Origin of the sequence: Mycobacterium sp. JS623 (assembly GCF_000328565.1) — a bacterium.
Lineage (GTDB): Bacteria > Actinomycetota > Actinomycetes > Mycobacteriales > Mycobacteriaceae > Mycobacterium.
Genome location: NC_019966.1, coordinates 1,159,608 through 1,177,510, shown reverse-complemented (window position 1 = coordinate 1,177,510; position 17,903 = coordinate 1,159,608). Strand labels below are relative to the sequence as shown.

The window sequence follows — 17,903 nt, the reverse complement described above, 5'->3', positions numbered from 1 at the left end:
CGGCGTTGTACGCCTGGCAATTGGTCGAGTATGACAGCCATGTGCAGCCGATTCCACAATTCTTACTGAACAGACAGACTTGATAACCGCTCTGACGAGCTGTTTCGTATCGCCCGAGCAAATGATTGGGCAGTGAATCGAGGAATCTTTCAGGCGGGCCGAAGGACCGCGACAAGGAAGTCGGAGTCATCGGCGAACGGGCGCAGATCCCAGGTGGACAGCAGCAGATCGGGTTCGAATCCCGCCCTGTTCGCATCGTCGAGAAACTCGGCGAACTCATAATCGCGGCCGGCGCCAAAGCCGATCACCGCGCGACCTTCGGCCGCGAGATGGGTCCGTAGCCGGCGCAACACCTGAACCCTGGTGCTCGGGGCGAGGAACGCCATCACATTGCCGGCGGACACGATGACGTCGAACGGTTCGACGATGCCCCGCGCGGGCAAGTCGAGCTCAGCGAGGTCGCCGACAAGCCAGTGCGGGCCTGGGTAATCCTGTTCGGCTGCGTCGATCAGCGCCGGGTCGACGTCGACGCCGACCACGTGATGACCGACCTTGGCCAGCACCCCGCCCAGCCGGCCGGAGCCGCAGCCGGCGTCGAGGATGCGGGCGCCGCGGGGCGCCATGGCATCGACGAAACGAGCCTCGCCGGCGAGGTCCTCGCCAGCGCGCGCCATCGACCGGAAACGCTCGATATACCAGTGCGAATGTCCGGGATTGGCAGCAACCTTCTGCATCCAGATGCTCCGCTCGACCATGCAAGCATTATCGCCGTGTTCAATGTGTTGTTCTTCTCCCCGCGCATCGCGCCCAACACCGGCAACGCGATCCGGCTGGTCGCCGCGACGGGATGTGAACTGCATCTGGTCGAGCCGCTGGGATTTGACCTGTCCGAACCCAAGGTGCGCCGGGCCGGGCTCGACTATCACGACCTGGCGTCGGTGACCGTGCACCGCGATCTGGCGACGGCGTGGTCTGTTTTGGCGCCGACGCGGGTTTTTGCTTTTACCGCGCACGCCACTGCGTCCTACGCCGACGTCAGCTACCAGCCGGGCGATGTGTTGATGTTCGGCCCGGAACCGACCGGACTCGATGCGGCGACACTCGCTGACCCGCACATCACCGCGCAGGTGCGCATCCCGATGCTGACGGGCCGGCGGTCGCTGAACCTGTCGAACGCCGCGGCCGTCGCGGTCTACGAAGCATGGCGGCAGCACGGCTTCAGCGGCGCGGTTTAGTACCGCGAGCGTGCGTGTCAGTACGTCGACACGCCGCAATTTGCGTGCATTTCACGCACGCTCACCGCGGGCGAGACATATTTCCGCGACTACCAGGTGTCCCAGTGAGTGACCTCCTGCGCCGGCAACCGAGTAGCCCGCTTGAAGTCGGTGCCCTTTGTATAAGCGATTGGGAAGAGGCCGGCCTGGCTGTACTTGTCGAAGGGGATGCCGAGGAGTTCGGCGGCCTGCTTCTCGCCGTCACCGAGTAGATGCAGCGTCGTCCACGCCGATCCCAGACCGCGAGACCGCAGGGCCAGCATGAAGCTCCACACTGCGGGCAGCAGTGAACCCCAGAACGACGCGCTCATGCCCGCGGGCGCGCCGTCGGGACGGCCCTCCAAGCAGGGAATCAACATGACCGGCGCCTCGTGAAGGTGCTCGTTGAGGTACTTCGCCGAGTCGTACACCCGCGGGCGCTGTTCGTCACGTACGTCGCCGTACTCGGGCTTCGGCATGTCGAGATAGGGCGTCGCGTTCGTGCTGTAGATATCGGCAAGCGCCTTCTTCTTCTCCGCATCCTCGACGAACACCCACTGCCAGCCCTGCGAGTTCGAGCCCGTCGGCGCCTGCAGCGCCAAATCGAGACACTCCAGCAGCACCTCGCGCGGGACCGGCTTCTCGAAATCCAGCCGCTTGCGCACCGAGCGCGTGGTGGTCAGGACGTCATCGGCAGACAGGTTCAAGGTCATTTCGCGAGACTACATTCGCGGCTGAGCCTGCGGATTTTGCACTGAGGGTCGTGATCTCGCGAGGTTCAGAGCCGTGAGTGCAATCTTCAGCGGAAGTCGCGGCTCTTCGAGGCGACTTTCATGGACAGCTTGCCTATCCGATCGGCGACGACGGTGACCGCGCCGGTGGCGTTCTGCACCTGACCGCGAATCAGCAGGGCCGACGCCGTCTGCGCCAGCTTACGGTGTCGCGCCCAAACCCCTGGCGCGCAAAGCACATTGACCATCCCGGTCTCGTCCTCGAGGTTGATGAACGTGACGCCCTGCGCGGTCGCGGGTCGCTGCCGATGTGTCACCGCCCCCGCGACCAGTACGCGGGTGCCGTCCGGAATGGCCAGCAGCTGATCGGCGGGCACCACGCCAATGGCCTCGAGGTCTTCGCGTAGGAACTGCGTGGGATAGCTGTCCGGGGAGATGCCGGTGGCCCACACGTCAGCGGCGGCCAGCTCCAGCTCGGTCATGCCGGGCAGCGAGGGGATGTGTGACGACGACCCAACGCCGGGCAGCCGGTCCGGTCGCTGGGTGGCAGCCGCGCCGGCGGCCCACAACCCTTCGCGGCGGGTGATCCCGAAACAGCCAAGCGCCCCCGCGGTGGCCAGCGCCTCGGTCTGCGGCACACTCAGCTGGATACGCTGAGTCAGATCCAACAGAGAGCCGAAGGGCCCGTTGGCCTTTCGCTCCTCGACGATCTGCTCGGCCAACTCGTCGCCGATGTGACGGACGCTACCGAGACCGAGCCGCACCTCCATCCCGGCGTTCTCCAGCGTGGCGTACGAGAGGCTGGCGTTGACGTCGGGACCGTGCACCGTCACCCCGTGCCTGCGAGCATCGGCCACCAGCGACTGCGGCGAGTAGAAGCCCATCGGCTGCGCCCGCAACAGCGCCGCGCAGAAGGCCGCCGGGTGATGCAGCTTGAACCAGGACGAATAGAACACCAGCGACGCGAAGCTCAATGAATGACTTTCCGGGAAGCCGAAATTGGCGAAGGCTTCCAGTTTCTCGTAGATCCGGTCGGCCACCTCGCCGGTGATGCCGTGCTGCTCGCGCATGCCGTCGTAGAACCGGCCGCGCAGTCGCCGCATCCGCTCAGTGGAACGCTTGGATCCCATAGCCCGGCGCAACTGGTCGGCCTCGGCAGCGGAGAAGCCGGCGCAGTCGACCGCGAGCTGCATCAGTTGCTCTTGAAACAGCGGCACACCCAACGTCTTTCGCAGCGCCGACTCCATCGACGGATGGTCATAGGTGACGGGCTCGACGCCGTTGCGCCGCTTGATGTACGGGTGTACCGACCCGCCCTGGATCGGGCCAGGGCGGATCAACGCGACCTCCACCACCAGGTCGTAGAACACCCGCGGCTTCAGCCTCGGCAGCGTGGCCATCTGCGCGCGCGATTCCACCTGGAATACCCCGACGGAGTCGGCTTTCTGCAGCATCTCGTACACCGCGGGCTCGGAGAGGTCCAGTTTCGCGAGGTCGACATCGATGCCCTTGTGCTCGGCGACCAGGTCGATGCAGTAGTGCAACGCCGAGAGCATGCCAAGGCCAAGCATGTCGAACTTCACCAAACCGATTGCCGCACAGTCATCTTTGTCCCATTGCAGGACGCTGCGGTTCTCCATCCGCGCCCACTCCACCGGGCACACGTCGGCGATCGGCCGATCGCAGATCACCATGCCGCCGGAATGGATGCCCATGTGCCGGGGCAGATTCGAAATCTGCATCGCCAGATCGATCACGGCTTCCGGAATATCCTCGACGTGAGGCGCTTCAGCCAGGTTTCCCCACTGGCCGATCTGCTTGCTCCACGCGTCCTGCTGCCCCTGTGAGAACCCGAGCGCGCGCGCCATGTCGCGGACCGCGCTGCGGCCGCGGTAGGTGATGACGTTGGCGACCTGCGCCGCGTAGTCGCGGCCGTAGCGGTCGTAGACGTACTGAATTGCCTTCTCGCGCAAGTCGGATTCGATGTCGATGTCGATGTCTGGTGGGCCGTCGCGCGCCGGGGACAGGAACCGCTCGAACAGCAATTCGTTGGCGACCGGGTCGACGTTGGTGACGCCGAGCGCATAGCAGACCGCTGAGTTGGCCGCCGATCCGCGGCCCTGGGCCAGGATGCCGTTGTCGCGGCAGAACCGGGTGATGTCGTGCACCACCAGGAAGTAACCCGGAAAGGTGAGCTGCTCAATGATTTTCAGCTCGTGCTCGATCTGCGCGTAGGCGCGCGGCGCCCGCTCCGGTGGGCCGTATCGTCCGCGGGCGCCCTCCATGACCAGATGTCGCAACCAGCTGTCCTCGGTATGGCCGCGCGGAACGTCGAACGGTGGCAGCTGCGGGGCGATCAACGCCAGCCCGAATGCGCATTGCTCGCCGAGGTCGGCCGCAGCCGCCACCACTTCGGGACAGTGGGCGAACAGCCGCGCCATCTCCTCCCCCGACCGCAGATGCGAGCCGCCAAGCGGCGCAAGGTATCCGGCCGCCTCATCCATCGAATGGCGCGCCCGGATAGCACCCATTGCCATGGCGAGCCGACCCCGCGACGGCGCCGCGAAGTGGGCGGCGGTGGTGGCCACCATGCCGACACCGAATCGCGGCGCCAGGTCGGCCAGCGCCGCGTTGCGCTCGTCGTCGAGGGGGTGGCCATGATGGACGAGCTCGATGCTGACCCGGTCGGCGCCGAACCGGTCCACCAGATCGTCGAGCGCCCTACCCGCCGCCTCCGGACCGCCTTCGGAAAGAGCTTGGCGGACATGGCCTTTGCGACAACCGGTCAGGATGTGCCAGTGCCCGCCCGCCGCCTCGGTAAGCGCGTCGTAGTCATAGCGCAGCTTGCCCTTCTCACCGCCCGCCAGATGCGCGGTCGCCAGCTGTCGCGACAAGCGCCGATAGCCCTCCGGCCCGCGGGCGAGCACCAGCAGGTGCGGTCCTGGCGGGTCGGGATCCTCGGTGCGATCTCCACCGCCAAGTGATAGCTCGGCCCCGAACACCGTCTGCATCTGGAGTTCCTTGGCGGCCTCCGCGAACCGCACGACACCGTAGAGCCCGTCGTGGTCGGTCAGCGCGATGGCCCGCAGATCGAGGCGGACCGCCTCCTCGACGAGTTCCTCCGGAGTGCTGGCGCCGTCGAGGAAGCTGTACGCCGAATGCGCATGCAACTCGGCATACGGGACGGCCGAACCCGGCCGCTGCACATCCAGCGGTTCATAGCCCCCACGCTTACGTGACCATGCCGGGCTGTCGCCGCCGTCGCCCACTTGCTCGTCTATGGGCCACCCGGCGCGGCGCGGCTTGCCGTTGAGCACCCGCTCCAATTCGGTCCAGCTCGGCGGCCCGGTATGCCAGCCCATGCCGTCAGCATAATCGAACACACGTTCGACCGCGAGCGGCGATGAGGCACGACCGATCTCTTTTAGCCGCCGCGATGATTTTCGGGCCAGATTCCGGTCAACATTAGAGAACACTCCCGACGTCTCTGGAGGAATCGTGACTGAGAAGACGACCGCCTTACCCCCGGTGGTCGACCAAGACACCTGGCGCGCCGCGCTCGACGATCTACGCCGACGAGAAAAGGCCGCCACCCGCGAGCTGGATTCGATCGCCGCCCAGCGCCGTCGGCTACCGATGGTCGAGATGCCGGACTACACACTGATCGGCGCGAACGGACCAGTCCGGCTGGCCGACATCTTCGAGGGGCGCTCGCAGCTCATCGTCTACAACCACATGTGGGAGGACGGCGCCGAGTGGCAGTGCGGCGGGTGCACCGGCTTCACTTCGCAGTTCACCAGGCTCGAGTTCCTCGACAACTACGACGCACGCTTCGTCATCGTCACCAACGGGCCCATCGACGAAGCCCTCGCATACAAGGAACGCGTCGGCAACAAGATGGACTGGTACTCCTCGTCGGAGAGTTCGTTCGGCGCCGACGTCGATGCGCCGCGCGGGGGCGGATTCGCGGTCAATGTCTTTCTGCGCATTGCTGATTCGGCAGGCGACACGGTGTACCGCACCTGGCACACCAACGGCCGCGGCACCGAACAACTCAGCCACAGCTTCGCGCTGATCGACATCCTTCCGTGGGGCCGGCAAGAGGAATGGCAGGACTCCCCCGACGGTTGGCCGCAATCGCCGACCTACTCCAAGTGGTCGGACTCCCCCGACATCGCACGCGCCTACGGACCGAGCTGATTCACGGTAGATCCTGCACGCCGAGTTCGTCGCGAGGGACGACCATCATCGGAACATCAAGCACGCGAAGCATCTTGGCGGCCGTCGAGCCAAGGAACAGGCGTCGTGGTGCGCTGAGCCTGCTCGACCCGACCATGATGAGGTCGCCGTCCTGCCACTTCAGCTTGCGCACCGCCTCCTCGATGGTGTCCCCCTCCACGATGGTCGAGGCAACGGGAAACCCTTCCGGCAGTGAGCTTTTTGCCGTTTCCAAAACCTGCTGTGCGTGCGCCATCGCGCGCTCGCGGACCGCTTCCCGGTCACCGCGCAGCTGACCGAACACCGGGTCGAGCGCAACCAGCGAAACCAACCGCAGCGGCGTACCGGCAGCCTTGCTGAACCGAACCGCTTTCTCCAGCAACAGATCTGCGCCTTGACGCTGCCCGATCGCGCACGTCACCTCGCGGATCCGGTCGATCTTGGAATCCCGGGTGCCGCGCGGAGCGACGACAACCGGTACCGGCGCGGAGTGCAACAACTCGTTGACAACGGAGCCCAACGAGTAACTGCCCGCCAGTCCGCCGCCCGAGCCGCCGACCACGATGAGGTCGGCCTCGAGTCGCGCGGTTTCCCGAATCAACCCGTCGGCGAACGAGTCATCGAAGGTCACATGGCTGTGCGCGGTGAGGTCGTCGGGAACCGATGCCAGCGCCTCGGCCAACCATTTCTCGGCCTGCTCGGCCAGCTTCGCCTCATAGTCCCTTGCACCCGTGAGCGTCGGCAACGCTCGATCGGCAGGCAAGATGATGCACGCTTCGACCTCGGCATCGAGCGTCCGGGCCAGCCGCGCACCCAGTGCCATCGCGTCTGCCCCACCCGGCGTTGCCAGATAACCAACGACCAACTTCATGCCAGCCATCCTGTCAACTCCGGGCACCGGTTAGGGCACTTTGGCGATGAGCCGCAGTCAGTCGAGGTATTCGGCGGTGCCGTCCTCGAGCACCAGGCGGGCGTTGGACCCGTCGGGGTTGGCCGCCTCGGTACGGAACACCGCATGCCCCGGCTCGGTGCGCCAGATCGACGTGTTGAGCGTCTCACCGGGAAACACCGGCGAGGTGAAGCGAGCCCCGACCTGTCGGATTTTGGTAGCGTCACCGCCGCCGAGTTCACCGACCAGCGCGCGACCGGCGACCCCATATGTGCAGAGTCCGTGCAGGATTGGCTTCGGGAAGCCGGCAAGGTTCTGCGCGAACCAGGGGTCGCTGTGCAGCGGATTGCGGTCGCCGGACAACCGGTAGATCAGCGCCTGATCCTCACGCGTCGGAAGGGCGACGCGCGCGTCGGGCTCACGCTCGGGGATCTCCGGAGCGACGGGACGCTGCCCCGGTTGACCGCCGAAGCCGCCCTCGCCGCGGATCACGGCCGTGGTCAACGTCTCGGTGACCACCTCGGACGTGGCCGGATCGGTGCCCGTTGCCTTCAACATGACGATCGCGTTCTTGCCTTCGCCCTTGTCCTGGATGTCGGCCACTTCGGCGACGACGCTGAGCTTGCCCGCCGGTGGCAGCGGCTTGAACAACCGGATCTCCTGCGAACCGTGCAGCAACATCGCGAAGTTGAAGGAGCCGATCTTGGCTGCCGCGGCGAACGGCAGGCAGGCGATGACCGCGTAGGTGGGCAGCACTTGCTGCGGGATGTCGTGACTGTTCTCCGTGGTGAACGCTAGGTCATCGACTCCCGCGCCGACGCCGAGCGCGTAGAGCAGGGTGTCGCGGTCGGTCCATTCGAAGACGGTCGGGTCGGTCTTGGCGCCTATGGCGGTGGGGTCAATCGGCATAGTCGGACGATATCGGGTCGGCCGACGACCACGTCACACACTGTTGACCTTCGCCAGACGAGGGGCGAGCATGGCTCGCATGCGTTATGTCGTTACCGGCGGTACCGGGTTTATCGGCCGTCGAGTCGTATCCCAGATTTTGGCCCGCAGCCATGACGCCGAGGCGTGGGTGCTGGTTCGGCGCGAGTCGCTGGGCCGGTTCGAACGGCTCGCGGCGGAGTGGGGTCCGCGGCTGAAACCGCTGGTGGGAGATCTGACTGCTGCCGATCTGGGGCTCACCGACGAGGCCATTGCCGAGTTGGGCGCCGTCGATCACGTCGTGCACTGCGCGGCGATCTACGACATCACCGCCGACGACGCCAGCCAGCGGGCCGCCAATGTGGACGGCACCCGCGCGGTCATCGATCTGTGCCGGCGACTGGATGCGACGCTGCATCACGTGTCGTCGATCGCCGTGGCCGGCACCTACCGCGGTGAGTTCACCGAAGACGACTTCGACGTGGCGCAGGATCTGCCGACGCCGTATCACCAGACGAAGTTCGAGGCGGAGCTGTTGGTGCGCTCGACGCCGGATCTTCGCTACCGCGTGTACCGGCCCGCCGTCGTGGTGGGCGACTCGCGCACCGGCGAGATGGACAAGATCGACGGTCCGTACTACTTCTTCGGCCTGTTGGCGAAGCTCGCGGTGCTGCCGAAATTCACCCCGATGGTGTTGCCCGACACCGGCCGCACGAACATCGTGCCGGTCGACTACGTGGTGAACGCCTTGGTTGAGCTGATGCACGCCGACGACCGAGACGGGCAGACCTTCCACCTCACCGCCCCGAAAACCATTGGACTGCGGGGCATTTACCGCGGAGTCGCCGAAGCGGCGGGACTACCGCCACTGCGGGGGTCGCTGCCGGGCGCGACCGCGACGCCCTTTCTGCGCGTCAGCGGGCGCGCGAAGATCGTGCGCAACATGGCCGCCACGCAACTCGGCATCCCCAGTGAGATCCTCGATGTCGTCGACCTTGCGCCGACGTTCACGTCGACCAATACCGAAGAAGCGTTGCGCGGCACCGGGGTAACGGTGCCGGAGTTCGCATCGTATGCACCAAAGTTGTGGCAGTACTGGGCCGACCACCTCGACCCCGACCGCGCGCGTCGCGATGACCCGGCAGGGCCATTGGTCGGCAAGCACGTGATCATCACCGGCGCATCCAGTGGCATCGGCCGCGCCTCGGCGATCGCGGTCGCCGAACGCGGAGCGACGGTATTCGCGTTGGCGCGCAACGCCGAAGCGCTCGACGGGCTAATAGCCGAGATCCGGGCCGCAGGTGGGCAGGCCTATGCGTTCACGTGCGACGTCACGGATTCGACATCGGTCGAGCACACGGTGAAGGACATCCTCGGCCAGTTCGGCCACGTCGACTACCTGGTCAACAACGCGGGCAGGTCGATCCGCCGCTCGATCTCTGCGTCCACCGACCGGCTGCACGACTATGAACGCGTGATGGCGGTCAACTACTTCGGTGCGGTCAGGATGGTGCTGGCGCTGCTGCCGCATTGGCGCGAACGCCGGTTCGGGCATGTGGTCAACGTGTCCAGCGCGGGTGTGCAAGCCAGCAGTCCGAAGTACAGCGCGTACATCCCGAGCAAGGCTGCGTTGGACGCGTTCGCCGAAGTGGTCGGCACCGAAACGCTGTCCGACCACATCACTTTCACGAGCATTCACATGCCGTTGGTGAAGACGCCGATGATCGCGCCGTCCCGTCGACTCAACCCGATGCCTCCGATAACCGCTGAGCATGCGGCGGCCATGGTGGTGCGTGGCCTTGTCGAGAAACCAGCACGCATCGACACGCCGGTCGGAACGCTCGCCGACGTCGGGATGTACTTCACGCCGAAGCTGTCCCGCCGCGTGCTGCATCAGCTGTACCTCGGTTACCCCGATTCGCCTGCGGCCCGCGGGCAGAACACCGAACGGGTTCAACAGCGCACACCGCAACGGCCCAAGCGCCCGACACGCGGTGTCAAGCCGTTGCGCGCGCTGAGTCCCATCACCCGTCCGGTCAGGCGCGCCGTCCGACTAGTACCCGGCGTGCACTGGTAGGTGCTCGCCAGGGCATCCGAAAACCGACACCAGGACGTACCTGTCCCCGTCCATCGCGCTCGCAGAGGACCGAATCAGCGGTTCAGAACCTAAGCACCAAGCCTTCGATGGTGAGGCCAGGTCCGAATGTCAGCATGACCCCGTACTCTCCTCGGCGGGGCTTGTCGACTCGCAGAATGTCTTCCAGGACAAGCAAAACGGTGGCCGATGCGCAGTTGCCGGAGTTGGCGAGGACGTCCCAGCTTGCCCGGAGTTGTTCCGGCATCAATCCCAACTGCTTTCCGAGCATCCGCACAATTGCCGGGCCACCAGGATGAATCACCCAGTGACTGACGTCGCTCGTCGAGATCTTCAGCGGCTTCAGCAGCTTCTCCATAAAGCCACCGATGTTCTCCCGCAGCACCTTTGGCACCCCGGGGGCCAGCGTCATCCAGAACGAATCGTTTCCGATGTTCAGACTCATCATCGTGTGGGTGCCATACAACTGCTCGGTGTGCGTGTGCAGAAACTGAATTCCGACGCCGTCGGGCGCCGAACCGATCAGCATCGACACACTGGCATCGCCGAACAGTGCCTGTGCGATCAGCGCTACCGTCGGATCTTCTTGGGGCATCGGGCTAAAGCGCAGATGGGCTGAGCTCAGTTCGGTGTTGTTGCAGAGCACCACCTCGTCGGGTCGCACTGCCACGCTGTCCATCGCGACTTTGATGACGTTGGCTGCCGCGTAGCACCCCATATGGCCGATGAACGTGCGCCGCAGGTCCGTCCGCAGGCCGAGCTCTTTCGCAAGAAGGAGGTCGGGTCCGGGGTTGACGTAGCCGGTCGAGCACCCCATGACGAAGCTTCCGATCCGGCGCCTGTCGAAGTCCCCGAGTGCGCCGCCGATGGAACGGGAGGCCACCTCGATGACCGCCTCGGCGTGTGCGGCCATCCGATCACCGGTCTGCATGCGATAGACCTCCGGCAACCTGACGGGGTTCCACATCATGTACCGCTTCTTCACCCCCGTCGCGTCGACGATCTGCTTTCCGCGCCGAACGGGCGGAGACATGTGCCGGAAGAAGTACTCCCAGCTTTGCTCCTGGGTGAATGCGAACGGCGGATGCGCCGATGAGATGCCCAGCAGGGTTGCCCGCTGGCGCACCGAGCCAGCCGTCGTCCGCGCCGGTGCGGGCGCGTCGATGACGTCTGTCAGATACATCCTCTTCCCCCGTGGGGCTGGCTCTAGCTAACGGCGGCACCCATAACCAATTGCTCGGGTCGGTGACTCGAGTGAGTGCCGTCTGTCGGCGTCTCGGATACGTGAACCCTAACGATAGACGACTGGCTCGTCATTTCCAGCAAAAATTATCATCTCCGCTAATTTATATCCCAAGGGAAGGAATCGGACCCTCGGAGTGGCGCCGCGTGCACGGCAGACACCCAGTTCAAGACTGGTTCATCGAAGACCCGCTACCTCTTCGATGGTGCTGTTTACCTACTGTAATGCCCCACCGCGGACCAAAGCCGGTTACTGATCTCCCGATCCAGGGCGCGCATTGTTGCCGCCCGCGACCGACATCATCTCGAAGTGTCCGAGGCGGTCGGAATCGGGAGCAGCCCCTTGTCTGCAGCCAACTGAGCACAATCGTGTTGAACGCATGGTGCTGCGCGAAATTTGTCCTAGCCTTCAGCGATGACGGTGCTCCACCGGCAGGGCAGCGCCGGGGCGCATGATTGAGAGACGGGGCGATCGCCCGATGTTGAAGATGACGGACGTCACCAAGACGTACCGCGTCGGTGGTCAGACCGTGCGCGCGCTCGACGGCATCACCTTGACGTTGGCGGGTGGCGACTTTGTGGCCATCGTCGGTCCGTCAGGCTCGGGCAAGAGCACTCTGCTGCACCTACTGGGCGCGCTGGATAGGCCGGACTCGGGATCAATCCAGTTCCAGGGCAAGGAAATCGCAGCGCTAGACGACGAACGACAGTCCGAATTCCGAAGGCATAGCGTCGGATTCGTCTTCCAATTCTTCAACCTCCTGCCGACGATGACGGCATGGGAGAACGTGGCGGTGCCGAAGCTGCTCGACGGTTCACGGATGAAGAACGTCAAGGGGCGTGCGTTGGAACTGCTCGCTATGGTGGGCCTCGCCGATCGCGCTGAGCACCGACCATCGGAGTTGTCCGGCGGACAGATGCAGCGGGTCGCCGTCGCCAGGGCCCTGATGATGGACCCGCCGTTGATTCTCGCCGACGAACCAACGGGCAATCTCGACACGAAAACCGGCTCCGCGATTCTCGCGTTGCTCACCGACATCGCCCATCAGGATGGCCGTTCCGTTGTGATGGTCACGCACAATTTCGAGGCCTCATCGGCAACAGATCGGGTGATCACGTTGACCGATGGCAGCATCGGCTCGGATGTGACGGGTCCTGCGGAACCCCTATGATTGTGGACCGCATACGAGCGTTCAATCTGCGCGAATTGCGTGAGCATCCCGCCAGGACCGCGATGTCGCTTGCAGTGGTTGCCATCTCGGCGACGTTGATCGTTGCGGTCTTCGGCATCGCCGGGTCGATCACGGGATCCGCCGATCGTCTCGTCACCAGTATCGGGGGCAACGCGAGCCTGGAGGTTTCCGGCGTCACCGACACCGGCTTCCCCGAAACGATACGGGCTCAGGTAGCCGGGGTGCCCGGTGTGGACGCGGCGGTGCCAATGCTGCGGGCAGCTGTCGGAAGGCCGTCCGAGCGCGTGGTGCTGCTCGGAGTGGACGCCAGCATCACGACGATGTTGAGCGACCTGCAGCGCGCGGTAGGAGCCGAGATCATCCCATTGGTCGCGCAGCCCAACAGGGTCGCTGTCGGATCCGCAGGCGGTCACGCCGTGGGCGACACTATCCCTCTTGGCAACGGGGAAGTCATTGTCGCGGCGGTCATCACCGGCGCCGAGGCCGACCGCCTCAACGGAGGCAACTTCGTAGTCGGACCACTGCCATTGATACAGCGGCTTACAGGTCGCGTCGGCATGATCGATTCGGTGCTGGTCGTCACCGCACCTGGTGCGGACCTCGGCCGAGTCCGCGCCGGGGTCACAGCCGCCGTCGACGGACAAGCCGTCGTCGCCGAACCGTCCTTCCGGTCCGCGCAATCCGGTGGCGCCGTGGCGATCTTGCAAAGCCTGATGTTGTCGGCGGCGGCCGGGGCACTGGTGGTCGCCGCGTTCCTCATCTACAACGCGATGAGCATGGCGATCACGCAGCGGCGCCCGGCGATCTCGATGCTGCGCGCCATCGGAGCCAAGAAACAGCTGATCGTGCGTGATCTGTTGGTGGAGACGGGTTTACTGGGGCTGGTCGGCGGGATCCTGGGTTCGGCGTTGGGGGTTCTGATCGGCAGGAGAGCGATCGGCCGGCTTCCCGCAGCCCTGCTTCAGGGGTTCGAATCGCGAACCGAATACATCTTGCCGGGATACGCAATTCCCGTCGGCGTGGCGGCGTGCGTCGTCGTGAGCGTTGCGGCGGCGGCGGTGGCGGCCCGCCAGGTTTACAAGGTGGAGCCGGTTGAAGCCCTGGCACCCGTTGGCGCGTCCGCCGCCGACGCCGTCGCGCTTCCGGCGCGGGTGGTGGCGGGTGTCGCCGGTGTCGGTCTGATCGCAACAGCGGTCGCGGTCGCATCCCGCGATCTGGGGAAGATCTCGGTGGTGGCGATCGGGCTCATCGCATTCGGCCAGATCCTGGTGTGTTTCGCCTTCGCGGGCCCGATCGTTGCCGCCGCCGCGGCGTGCGCGAGAGCGCTCGGCGCGCCGGGCGCGCTGGCGGCGGCGACCATCGAACGTGCGCCGCGCCGGGTGTGGGCAACGTTGATGACGGTGATGATCGCCGTGTCGCTCACCGTTCAAAGCACCGGCTCCAACGCCAACGCGATCGATTCGACGAACGCGACCTTCTCCCCGCTCGGCGACGTCGGATTCTTCGTCAGCTCGGCCGGTCCCGGCGTTTTCCCGACAGCGCCCACCCTGCCGAAGGACACCGAAACCGCGGTCGCGTCGATCCCGGGCGTGGCCGGCGTCGTCCCAGGGCAGGCGGCATTCGCAACCGTGGCGGGCATGCGCGTGCTAATGCAGGGAATCTCGCAGGGATCCGTGGCCCCGCCGGCGCGCGCAATGAACGCGCAAGTGCGAGAACAGGTTCTGGCCGGTGACGGCGTTGTGGTCTCCCGCGACATCGCCCGCGCCCTTGGCATTGCGGCAGGTGACGAGTTGACCCTGTTCACTCCGACCGGCGAGCACCGCGTACGCGTCCTGCAGGTGGTGTCGTTCTTTTCGCTTCTTTCCGGTGTCGTCTCGATGAGCCTGACACAGCTGCGTCAATGGTTTGACCGGCCAGGGTCGACGACCCTTGCCGTGATTCTCGAGCCTGGCGCCGATAGAACCGAGGTCGAGGCGGCGATCCGCGCCAAACTACCCGCCGACGTATACGTGTACTCGGGCGAGGCGGCGGCGAACGCCGTCGGTGAATCGATGGCTCAGGGCACCGCACTCATCATCGTGATGGCGTGGATAGTGGTCTTCGTCGCGAGCGTCGCACTGCTCAACACCCTGATGTTGTCGGTACTGGAGCGACGGCGCGAGTTGGGAGTGATGCGTGCAATGGGCTCATCGCGGCGTTTCGCCTTGCGCACTGTACTCGCCGAGGCTGCGGGCCTCGGCGTAGTGGGAGCCGCGATCGGAGCGGTGTTCGGCACCGTGAACCAATACGTCAGTGCGTCGGCACTGACCAACGTGCTCAGCATCGACGTGGTATTCGTACCGATGCTTCAAACACTCGTATTTGCCTGCGCTGCATTCGCTTTGACGCTCCTTGGGTCTATCCCGCCAGCTGTTCGCGCGGCGCGGCTCAACATCGTCGACGCGTTGGTGGTCGACTAGCTCAGATTCGGCCTAGCGGCGCCGGGCGGCGATCTGCAGCGCCAAAACGAAGTAGTTGACGCGACCATGCCCGGACGGAAACGGCTTGCCCTCCGGCACCGGCACGCCGAGGAAGGCGCAGAGTGGTTGCCAACCGTCGCGTGCGTTGAAGACGAGCAGTCGCTCCGGCGGTACGTGATCCTTAACTGCCTCGATGTGGGCGTTGTAGACGCCGATGGCGTACTGCCGGTCCAGAAATCGGCCTTTGAAGGTGTTGTCCCAGAACGTCTCGTGGACGTTCACCAGTACCTTCTGCGTGTTGGGTAGAAAGACGCGCAGGAACTGGCGCACTGGCGGGAATGTGGTCAGCTTGCGCATCCGGTAGATCGTCGCCCGGACGCTGTCGTACCAGCCCTCCGCCTCGCGGACGGTCAGAAGCACCTTCGCGTCCGGAAACGCCGCCATTAACTCCTTGTAGTAGCTGCAGGCCGGCCAATCGATCGTTGCCCTGAAGCCGGCAAGCAGCTCTCGCCAGTCGACCGGTTCGCCGCGCGACGCGGCGGCCCAGCGTTCGGCGTGAACCGGATGCGCGAACGCCTCCGTCATGTGGTAGCAGGGGCCGAAGCCCAGCTCCTCCAGCGCCGCCTTTATCGAGAGGGTCCCCGTCCGGCCAAACCCGGCGCCGATTACTCTGAGACCCCCTTCGGTCGGCGCAGGTTCGACCAAATTGCATCCATCCTCAGCGTTGGGCGGAGTCGCTCGGCGATCGACCGGTCGTGTATGTCTGTCGGCATATTAATCGTGTACGCGTCAGTGGTCGACCAGCCCGGTCCACCATATTCAGTGCCTGTGATGAAGCCGGATGCGCCCCGACTGCGGTCTCGGCATTGGGCGGGTGTGCACTGGTAAGTGGCCCGCTCTATCGTTGGCGACGTGACTGCGCTGCCCGTCTTCGTCGACGTCGACACCGGCGTCGATGACGCGATGGCGCTGGTGTATCTGTTCGCCAGCGACGACGCTGAGGTCGTCGGCATCGCTTCGACTGCGGGAAACGTTCCGGTGCAACAGGTTTGCAAGAACAACCTGGCACTGCTTGATCTGTGTCAGATCGCCGGCGTACCGGTGTCGAAGGGATCCGAGCAGCCGATCAGCGCACCGCTGCGCACTGCTGAGGACACCCACGGCCCGGAGGGCATGGGCTACGCGAGGCTGCCTTCGACCGATCGGCAACTCACTGCGCACGATGCAGCGGAAGCGTGGGTACGGGCGGCGCGCGCCTACCCCGGCGAGTTGGTGGCCATCGCGACGGGCCCGCTGACCAACCTGGCGCTGGCTTTGCGCATCGAACCGGCGCTGCCCAAACTGTTGCGGCGGTTGGTGATCATGGGCGGCGCATTCGATTACCGCGGCAATACCACTCCGGTGGCCGAATGGAATATCAGCGTCGACCCGGAGGCCGCCGCGGAAGTGTTCGCGGTGTGGGGACTTCAGCTGCCCAACCACCTCCCGATCGTGCTGGGCCTGAACCTGACCGAGAACATCGCCATGACTCCGGCGCTGTTGTCCAGGTTGGCGACAACGGCAGAGTCGTCGTCGATTCCGATGAGCGTGCTCGATGATCGCGGCACCAGGTCGGTGGCGTCCAACCCACTGATCGCGGTGTTAGAGGACGCGATGCGGTTCTACTTCGAGTTCCACTTCGATCAGGGTGAGGGCTATCTGGCACACCTGCACGATCCGCTGGCTGCGGCGGTAGCCCTCGACCCGGATCTGGTGCAGTGTCGGGCAGCCGCCATCGATGTCGAATTGACGGGAACGCTGACCCGCGGCATGACGATCGCCGACTGGAGCGATCATTGGGGACGAGAACCCAACGCGCTCATCGGCATTGGTGTGGACCCGGCGGCATTCTTCGACCGGTTCATCGCTCGGGTCGGAGCCTTCGCACAACGACTGGGCTGAAACGCCCGACGCCGAAACTGCGGGGAGATCGCGGATTTCGTGGAAATCGTGATCTCCCCGCAGTTTCGAGGGCTCGGTCGTCAGTCGTCGGTGACGACCAGTTTGACGTCGATGTTGCCGCGGGTGGCGTTCGAATACGGGCACACCTGATGCGCCTTCTCGGTCAGCTGCTGCGCGGCATCGTGGTCAAGGTTGGGCAGGGTGACCTCGAGCTCGACTGCGAGACCGAAGCCGCCGGTGTCGAGCTGGCCGAGCGAAACCCGTGCCCCTACAGCCGAATCGGAGACATCGGCATTCTCCTGGCGGCCGACCAACCGCAGCGCGGAGTGGAAGCATGCGGCGTAACCGACGGCAAACAGCTGCTCGGGGTTGGTGCCGTTGCCGCTGCCGCCCATCTCCTTCGGAATGGCAAGGTCGAGATCGAGCTTGCCATCCGAGGTGCGGCCGTGGCCGTCGCGACCTTCGCCGGTGGCCAGCGCTTCGGCGGTGTAGAGGGTCTTCATGCGGATTCCTTTCGTAGTGATGCGTTGAGTGCATCGGCGAGGTGACGGACCGCATCGCGCAGATCCGCTGCTTCGTGTTCGGTCATTCCGGTCGAGCTGAACAGCTGCTCCGGGATGCACTGGGCCTTGCGCTCGAGGCGACGGCCGGCCGGGGTGAGCGTCACGTCGACGAGGCGCTCATCGTCCAGCGAGCGCTCGCGGCGGACAAACCCGTTGGCCTCCAACCGCTTCAGCAGTGGCGACAGCGTTCCCGAATCGAGCTGCAGCCGCTCACCGAGCCGTCCGACGGTGACGCGTTCCTCTTCCCACAGCACCAGCAGCACGAGATATTGCGGATACGTGAGATTCAGCTCGGTCAGGATCGGCCGGTACGCGGCCGTCATCGCCCGCGACGCCGAATACAGGGCGAAGCAGAGCTGGCGGTCAACGCTCATCGTGGCCATGCCAGAACT

The 17,903-nt window shown here is 65.2% G+C and carries 15 protein-coding genes; 6 read left to right on the top strand and 9 right to left on the bottom strand.

Features of this window, described 5'->3' with window-relative positions; translation table 11 throughout:
- Positions 1 to 149: 149 nt before the first annotated feature.
- A complete protein-coding gene (locus MYCSM_RS05605; RefSeq protein ID WP_015305169.1) occupies positions 150 to 755 on the bottom strand; it encodes a class I SAM-dependent methyltransferase in 606 nt (201 codons plus the stop codon).
- A 15-nt stretch (positions 756 to 770) separates the two neighbouring features.
- On the opposite strand from MYCSM_RS05605, the gene MYCSM_RS05600 reads away from it, so the two are divergent.
- Positions 771 to 1,235 (top strand): tRNA (cytidine(34)-2'-O)-methyltransferase, encoded by a 465-nt coding sequence (locus MYCSM_RS05600; RefSeq protein WP_015305168.1) that lies wholly within the window; start codon positions 771 to 773, stop codon positions 1,233 to 1,235.
- Positions 1,236 to 1,324: 89 nt separating this feature from the next.
- Here MYCSM_RS05600 and MYCSM_RS05595 read toward each other — a convergent pair whose 3' ends face one another.
- Both MYCSM_RS05595 and MYCSM_RS05590 read right to left on the bottom strand, forming a co-directional pair.
- Positions 1,325 to 1,966, bottom strand: a complete 642-nt coding sequence (locus tag MYCSM_RS05595; protein WP_015305167.1) for a nitroreductase family protein — start codon at positions 1,964 to 1,966, stop codon at positions 1,325 to 1,327.
- An 86-nt stretch (positions 1,967 to 2,052) separates the two neighbouring features.
- Positions 2,053 to 5,346 (bottom strand): error-prone DNA polymerase, encoded by a 3,294-nt coding sequence (locus MYCSM_RS05590; RefSeq protein WP_015305166.1) that lies wholly within the window; start codon positions 5,344 to 5,346, stop codon positions 2,053 to 2,055.
- 136 nt (positions 5,347 to 5,482) lie between these two features.
- Here MYCSM_RS05590 and MYCSM_RS05585 point away from each other — a divergent pair, with 136 nt between their 5' ends.
- Positions 5,483 to 6,184: a DUF899 domain-containing protein gene (locus tag MYCSM_RS05585; RefSeq protein ID WP_015305165.1), complete on the top strand. Its 702-nt coding sequence runs from the start codon at positions 5,483 to 5,485 to the stop codon at positions 6,182 to 6,184.
- Position 6,185: 1 nt separating this feature from the next.
- Here the strand turns inward: MYCSM_RS05585 and MYCSM_RS05580 are convergent, their stop codons facing one another.
- Both MYCSM_RS05580 and MYCSM_RS05575 read right to left on the bottom strand, forming a co-directional pair.
- Positions 6,186 to 7,073, bottom strand: a complete 888-nt coding sequence (locus MYCSM_RS05580; RefSeq protein WP_015305164.1) for a universal stress protein — start codon at positions 7,071 to 7,073, stop codon at positions 6,186 to 6,188.
- Positions 7,074 to 7,130: 57 nt separating this feature from the next.
- Complete coding sequence (locus MYCSM_RS05575; RefSeq protein WP_015305163.1) at positions 7,131 to 8,000, bottom strand: MaoC/PaaZ C-terminal domain-containing protein; 870 nt, start codon at positions 7,998 to 8,000, stop codon at positions 7,131 to 7,133.
- A gap of 79 nt (positions 8,001 to 8,079) precedes the next feature.
- Here MYCSM_RS05575 and MYCSM_RS05570 point away from each other — a divergent pair, with 79 nt between their 5' ends.
- On the top strand, positions 8,080 to 10,095 hold the full coding sequence (locus tag MYCSM_RS05570; RefSeq protein ID WP_085976556.1) for an SDR family oxidoreductase: 2,016 nt from the start codon (positions 8,080 to 8,082) through the stop codon (positions 10,093 to 10,095).
- A gap of 82 nt (positions 10,096 to 10,177) precedes the next feature.
- On the opposite strand, the gene MYCSM_RS05565 is transcribed toward MYCSM_RS05570, so the two are convergent.
- Positions 10,178 to 11,296: a type III polyketide synthase gene (locus MYCSM_RS05565; RefSeq protein ID WP_015305161.1), complete on the bottom strand. Its 1,119-nt coding sequence runs from the start codon at positions 11,294 to 11,296 to the stop codon at positions 10,178 to 10,180.
- Positions 11,297 to 11,834: 538 nt separating this feature from the next.
- Between MYCSM_RS05565 and MYCSM_RS05560 the strand changes: the two genes are divergently transcribed.
- Both MYCSM_RS05560 and MYCSM_RS05555 read left to right on the top strand, forming a co-directional pair.
- Complete coding sequence (locus tag MYCSM_RS05560; protein WP_041311373.1) at positions 11,835 to 12,527, top strand: ABC transporter ATP-binding protein; 693 nt, start codon at positions 11,835 to 11,837, stop codon at positions 12,525 to 12,527.
- The gene (locus MYCSM_RS05555; protein ID WP_015305159.1) at positions 12,524 to 15,007 is read left to right on the top strand and encodes an ABC transporter permease; all 2,484 of its coding nucleotides are present in this window, start codon (positions 12,524 to 12,526) and stop codon (positions 15,005 to 15,007) included. The genes MYCSM_RS05560 and MYCSM_RS05555 overlap by 4 nt, the downstream gene beginning before the upstream one ends.
- A gap of 12 nt (positions 15,008 to 15,019) precedes the next feature.
- Here the strand turns inward: MYCSM_RS05555 and MYCSM_RS05550 are convergent, their stop codons facing one another.
- Positions 15,020 to 15,712, bottom strand: a complete 693-nt coding sequence (locus tag MYCSM_RS05550) for a sulfotransferase family protein (RefSeq protein WP_015305158.1) — start codon at positions 15,710 to 15,712, stop codon at positions 15,020 to 15,022.
- A gap of 216 nt (positions 15,713 to 15,928) precedes the next feature.
- On the opposite strand from MYCSM_RS05550, the gene MYCSM_RS05545 reads away from it, so the two are divergent.
- A complete protein-coding gene (locus tag MYCSM_RS05545; RefSeq protein WP_041313294.1) occupies positions 15,929 to 16,948 on the top strand; it encodes a nucleoside hydrolase in 1,020 nt (339 codons plus the stop codon).
- Positions 16,949 to 17,028: 80 nt separating this feature from the next.
- Here the strand turns inward: MYCSM_RS05545 and MYCSM_RS05540 are convergent, their stop codons facing one another.
- On the bottom strand, positions 17,029 to 17,451 hold the full coding sequence (locus MYCSM_RS05540) for an organic hydroperoxide resistance protein (protein WP_015305156.1): 423 nt from the start codon (positions 17,449 to 17,451) through the stop codon (positions 17,029 to 17,031).
- Positions 17,448 to 17,894, bottom strand: coding sequence for a MarR family winged helix-turn-helix transcriptional regulator (locus MYCSM_RS05535; protein ID WP_015305155.1), 447 nt, complete (start codon positions 17,892 to 17,894; stop codon positions 17,448 to 17,450). Before MYCSM_RS05535 ends, MYCSM_RS05540 begins: the two co-directional genes overlap by 4 nt.
- Positions 17,895 to 17,903: the final 9 nt, after the last annotated feature.

Coding starts and splice junctions, on each gene's coding strand:
- MYCSM_RS05555 (WP_015305159.1), top strand. CDS start 12,524: ATGATTGTGGACCGCATACGAGCGTTCAATCTGCGCGAATTGCGTGAG.
- MYCSM_RS05590 (WP_015305166.1), bottom strand. CDS start 5,346: ATGGGCTGGCATACCGGGCCGCCGAGCTGGACCGAATTGGAGCGGGTG.
- MYCSM_RS05580 (WP_015305164.1), bottom strand. CDS start 7,073: ATGAAGTTGGTCGTTGGTTATCTGGCAACGCCGGGTGGGGCAGACGCG.
- MYCSM_RS05560 (WP_041311373.1), top strand. CDS start 11,835: ATGTTGAAGATGACGGACGTCACCAAGACGTACCGCGTCGGTGGTCAG.
- MYCSM_RS05570 (WP_085976556.1), top strand. CDS start 8,080: ATGCGTTATGTCGTTACCGGCGGTACCGGGTTTATCGGCCGTCGAGTC.
- MYCSM_RS05535 (WP_015305155.1), bottom strand. CDS start 17,894: ATGGCCACGATGAGCGTTGACCGCCAGCTCTGCTTCGCCCTGTATTCG.
- MYCSM_RS05605 (WP_015305169.1), bottom strand. CDS start 755: ATGGTCGAGCGGAGCATCTGGATGCAGAAGGTTGCTGCCAATCCCGGA.
- MYCSM_RS05565 (WP_015305161.1), bottom strand. CDS start 11,296: ATGTATCTGACAGACGTCATCGACGCGCCCGCACCGGCGCGGACGACG.
- MYCSM_RS05540 (WP_015305156.1), bottom strand. CDS start 17,451: ATGAAGACCCTCTACACCGCCGAAGCGCTGGCCACCGGCGAAGGTCGC.
- MYCSM_RS05575 (WP_015305163.1), bottom strand. CDS start 8,000: ATGCCGATTGACCCCACCGCCATAGGCGCCAAGACCGACCCGACCGTC.
- MYCSM_RS05595 (WP_015305167.1), bottom strand. CDS start 1,966: ATGACCTTGAACCTGTCTGCCGATGACGTCCTGACCACCACGCGCTCG.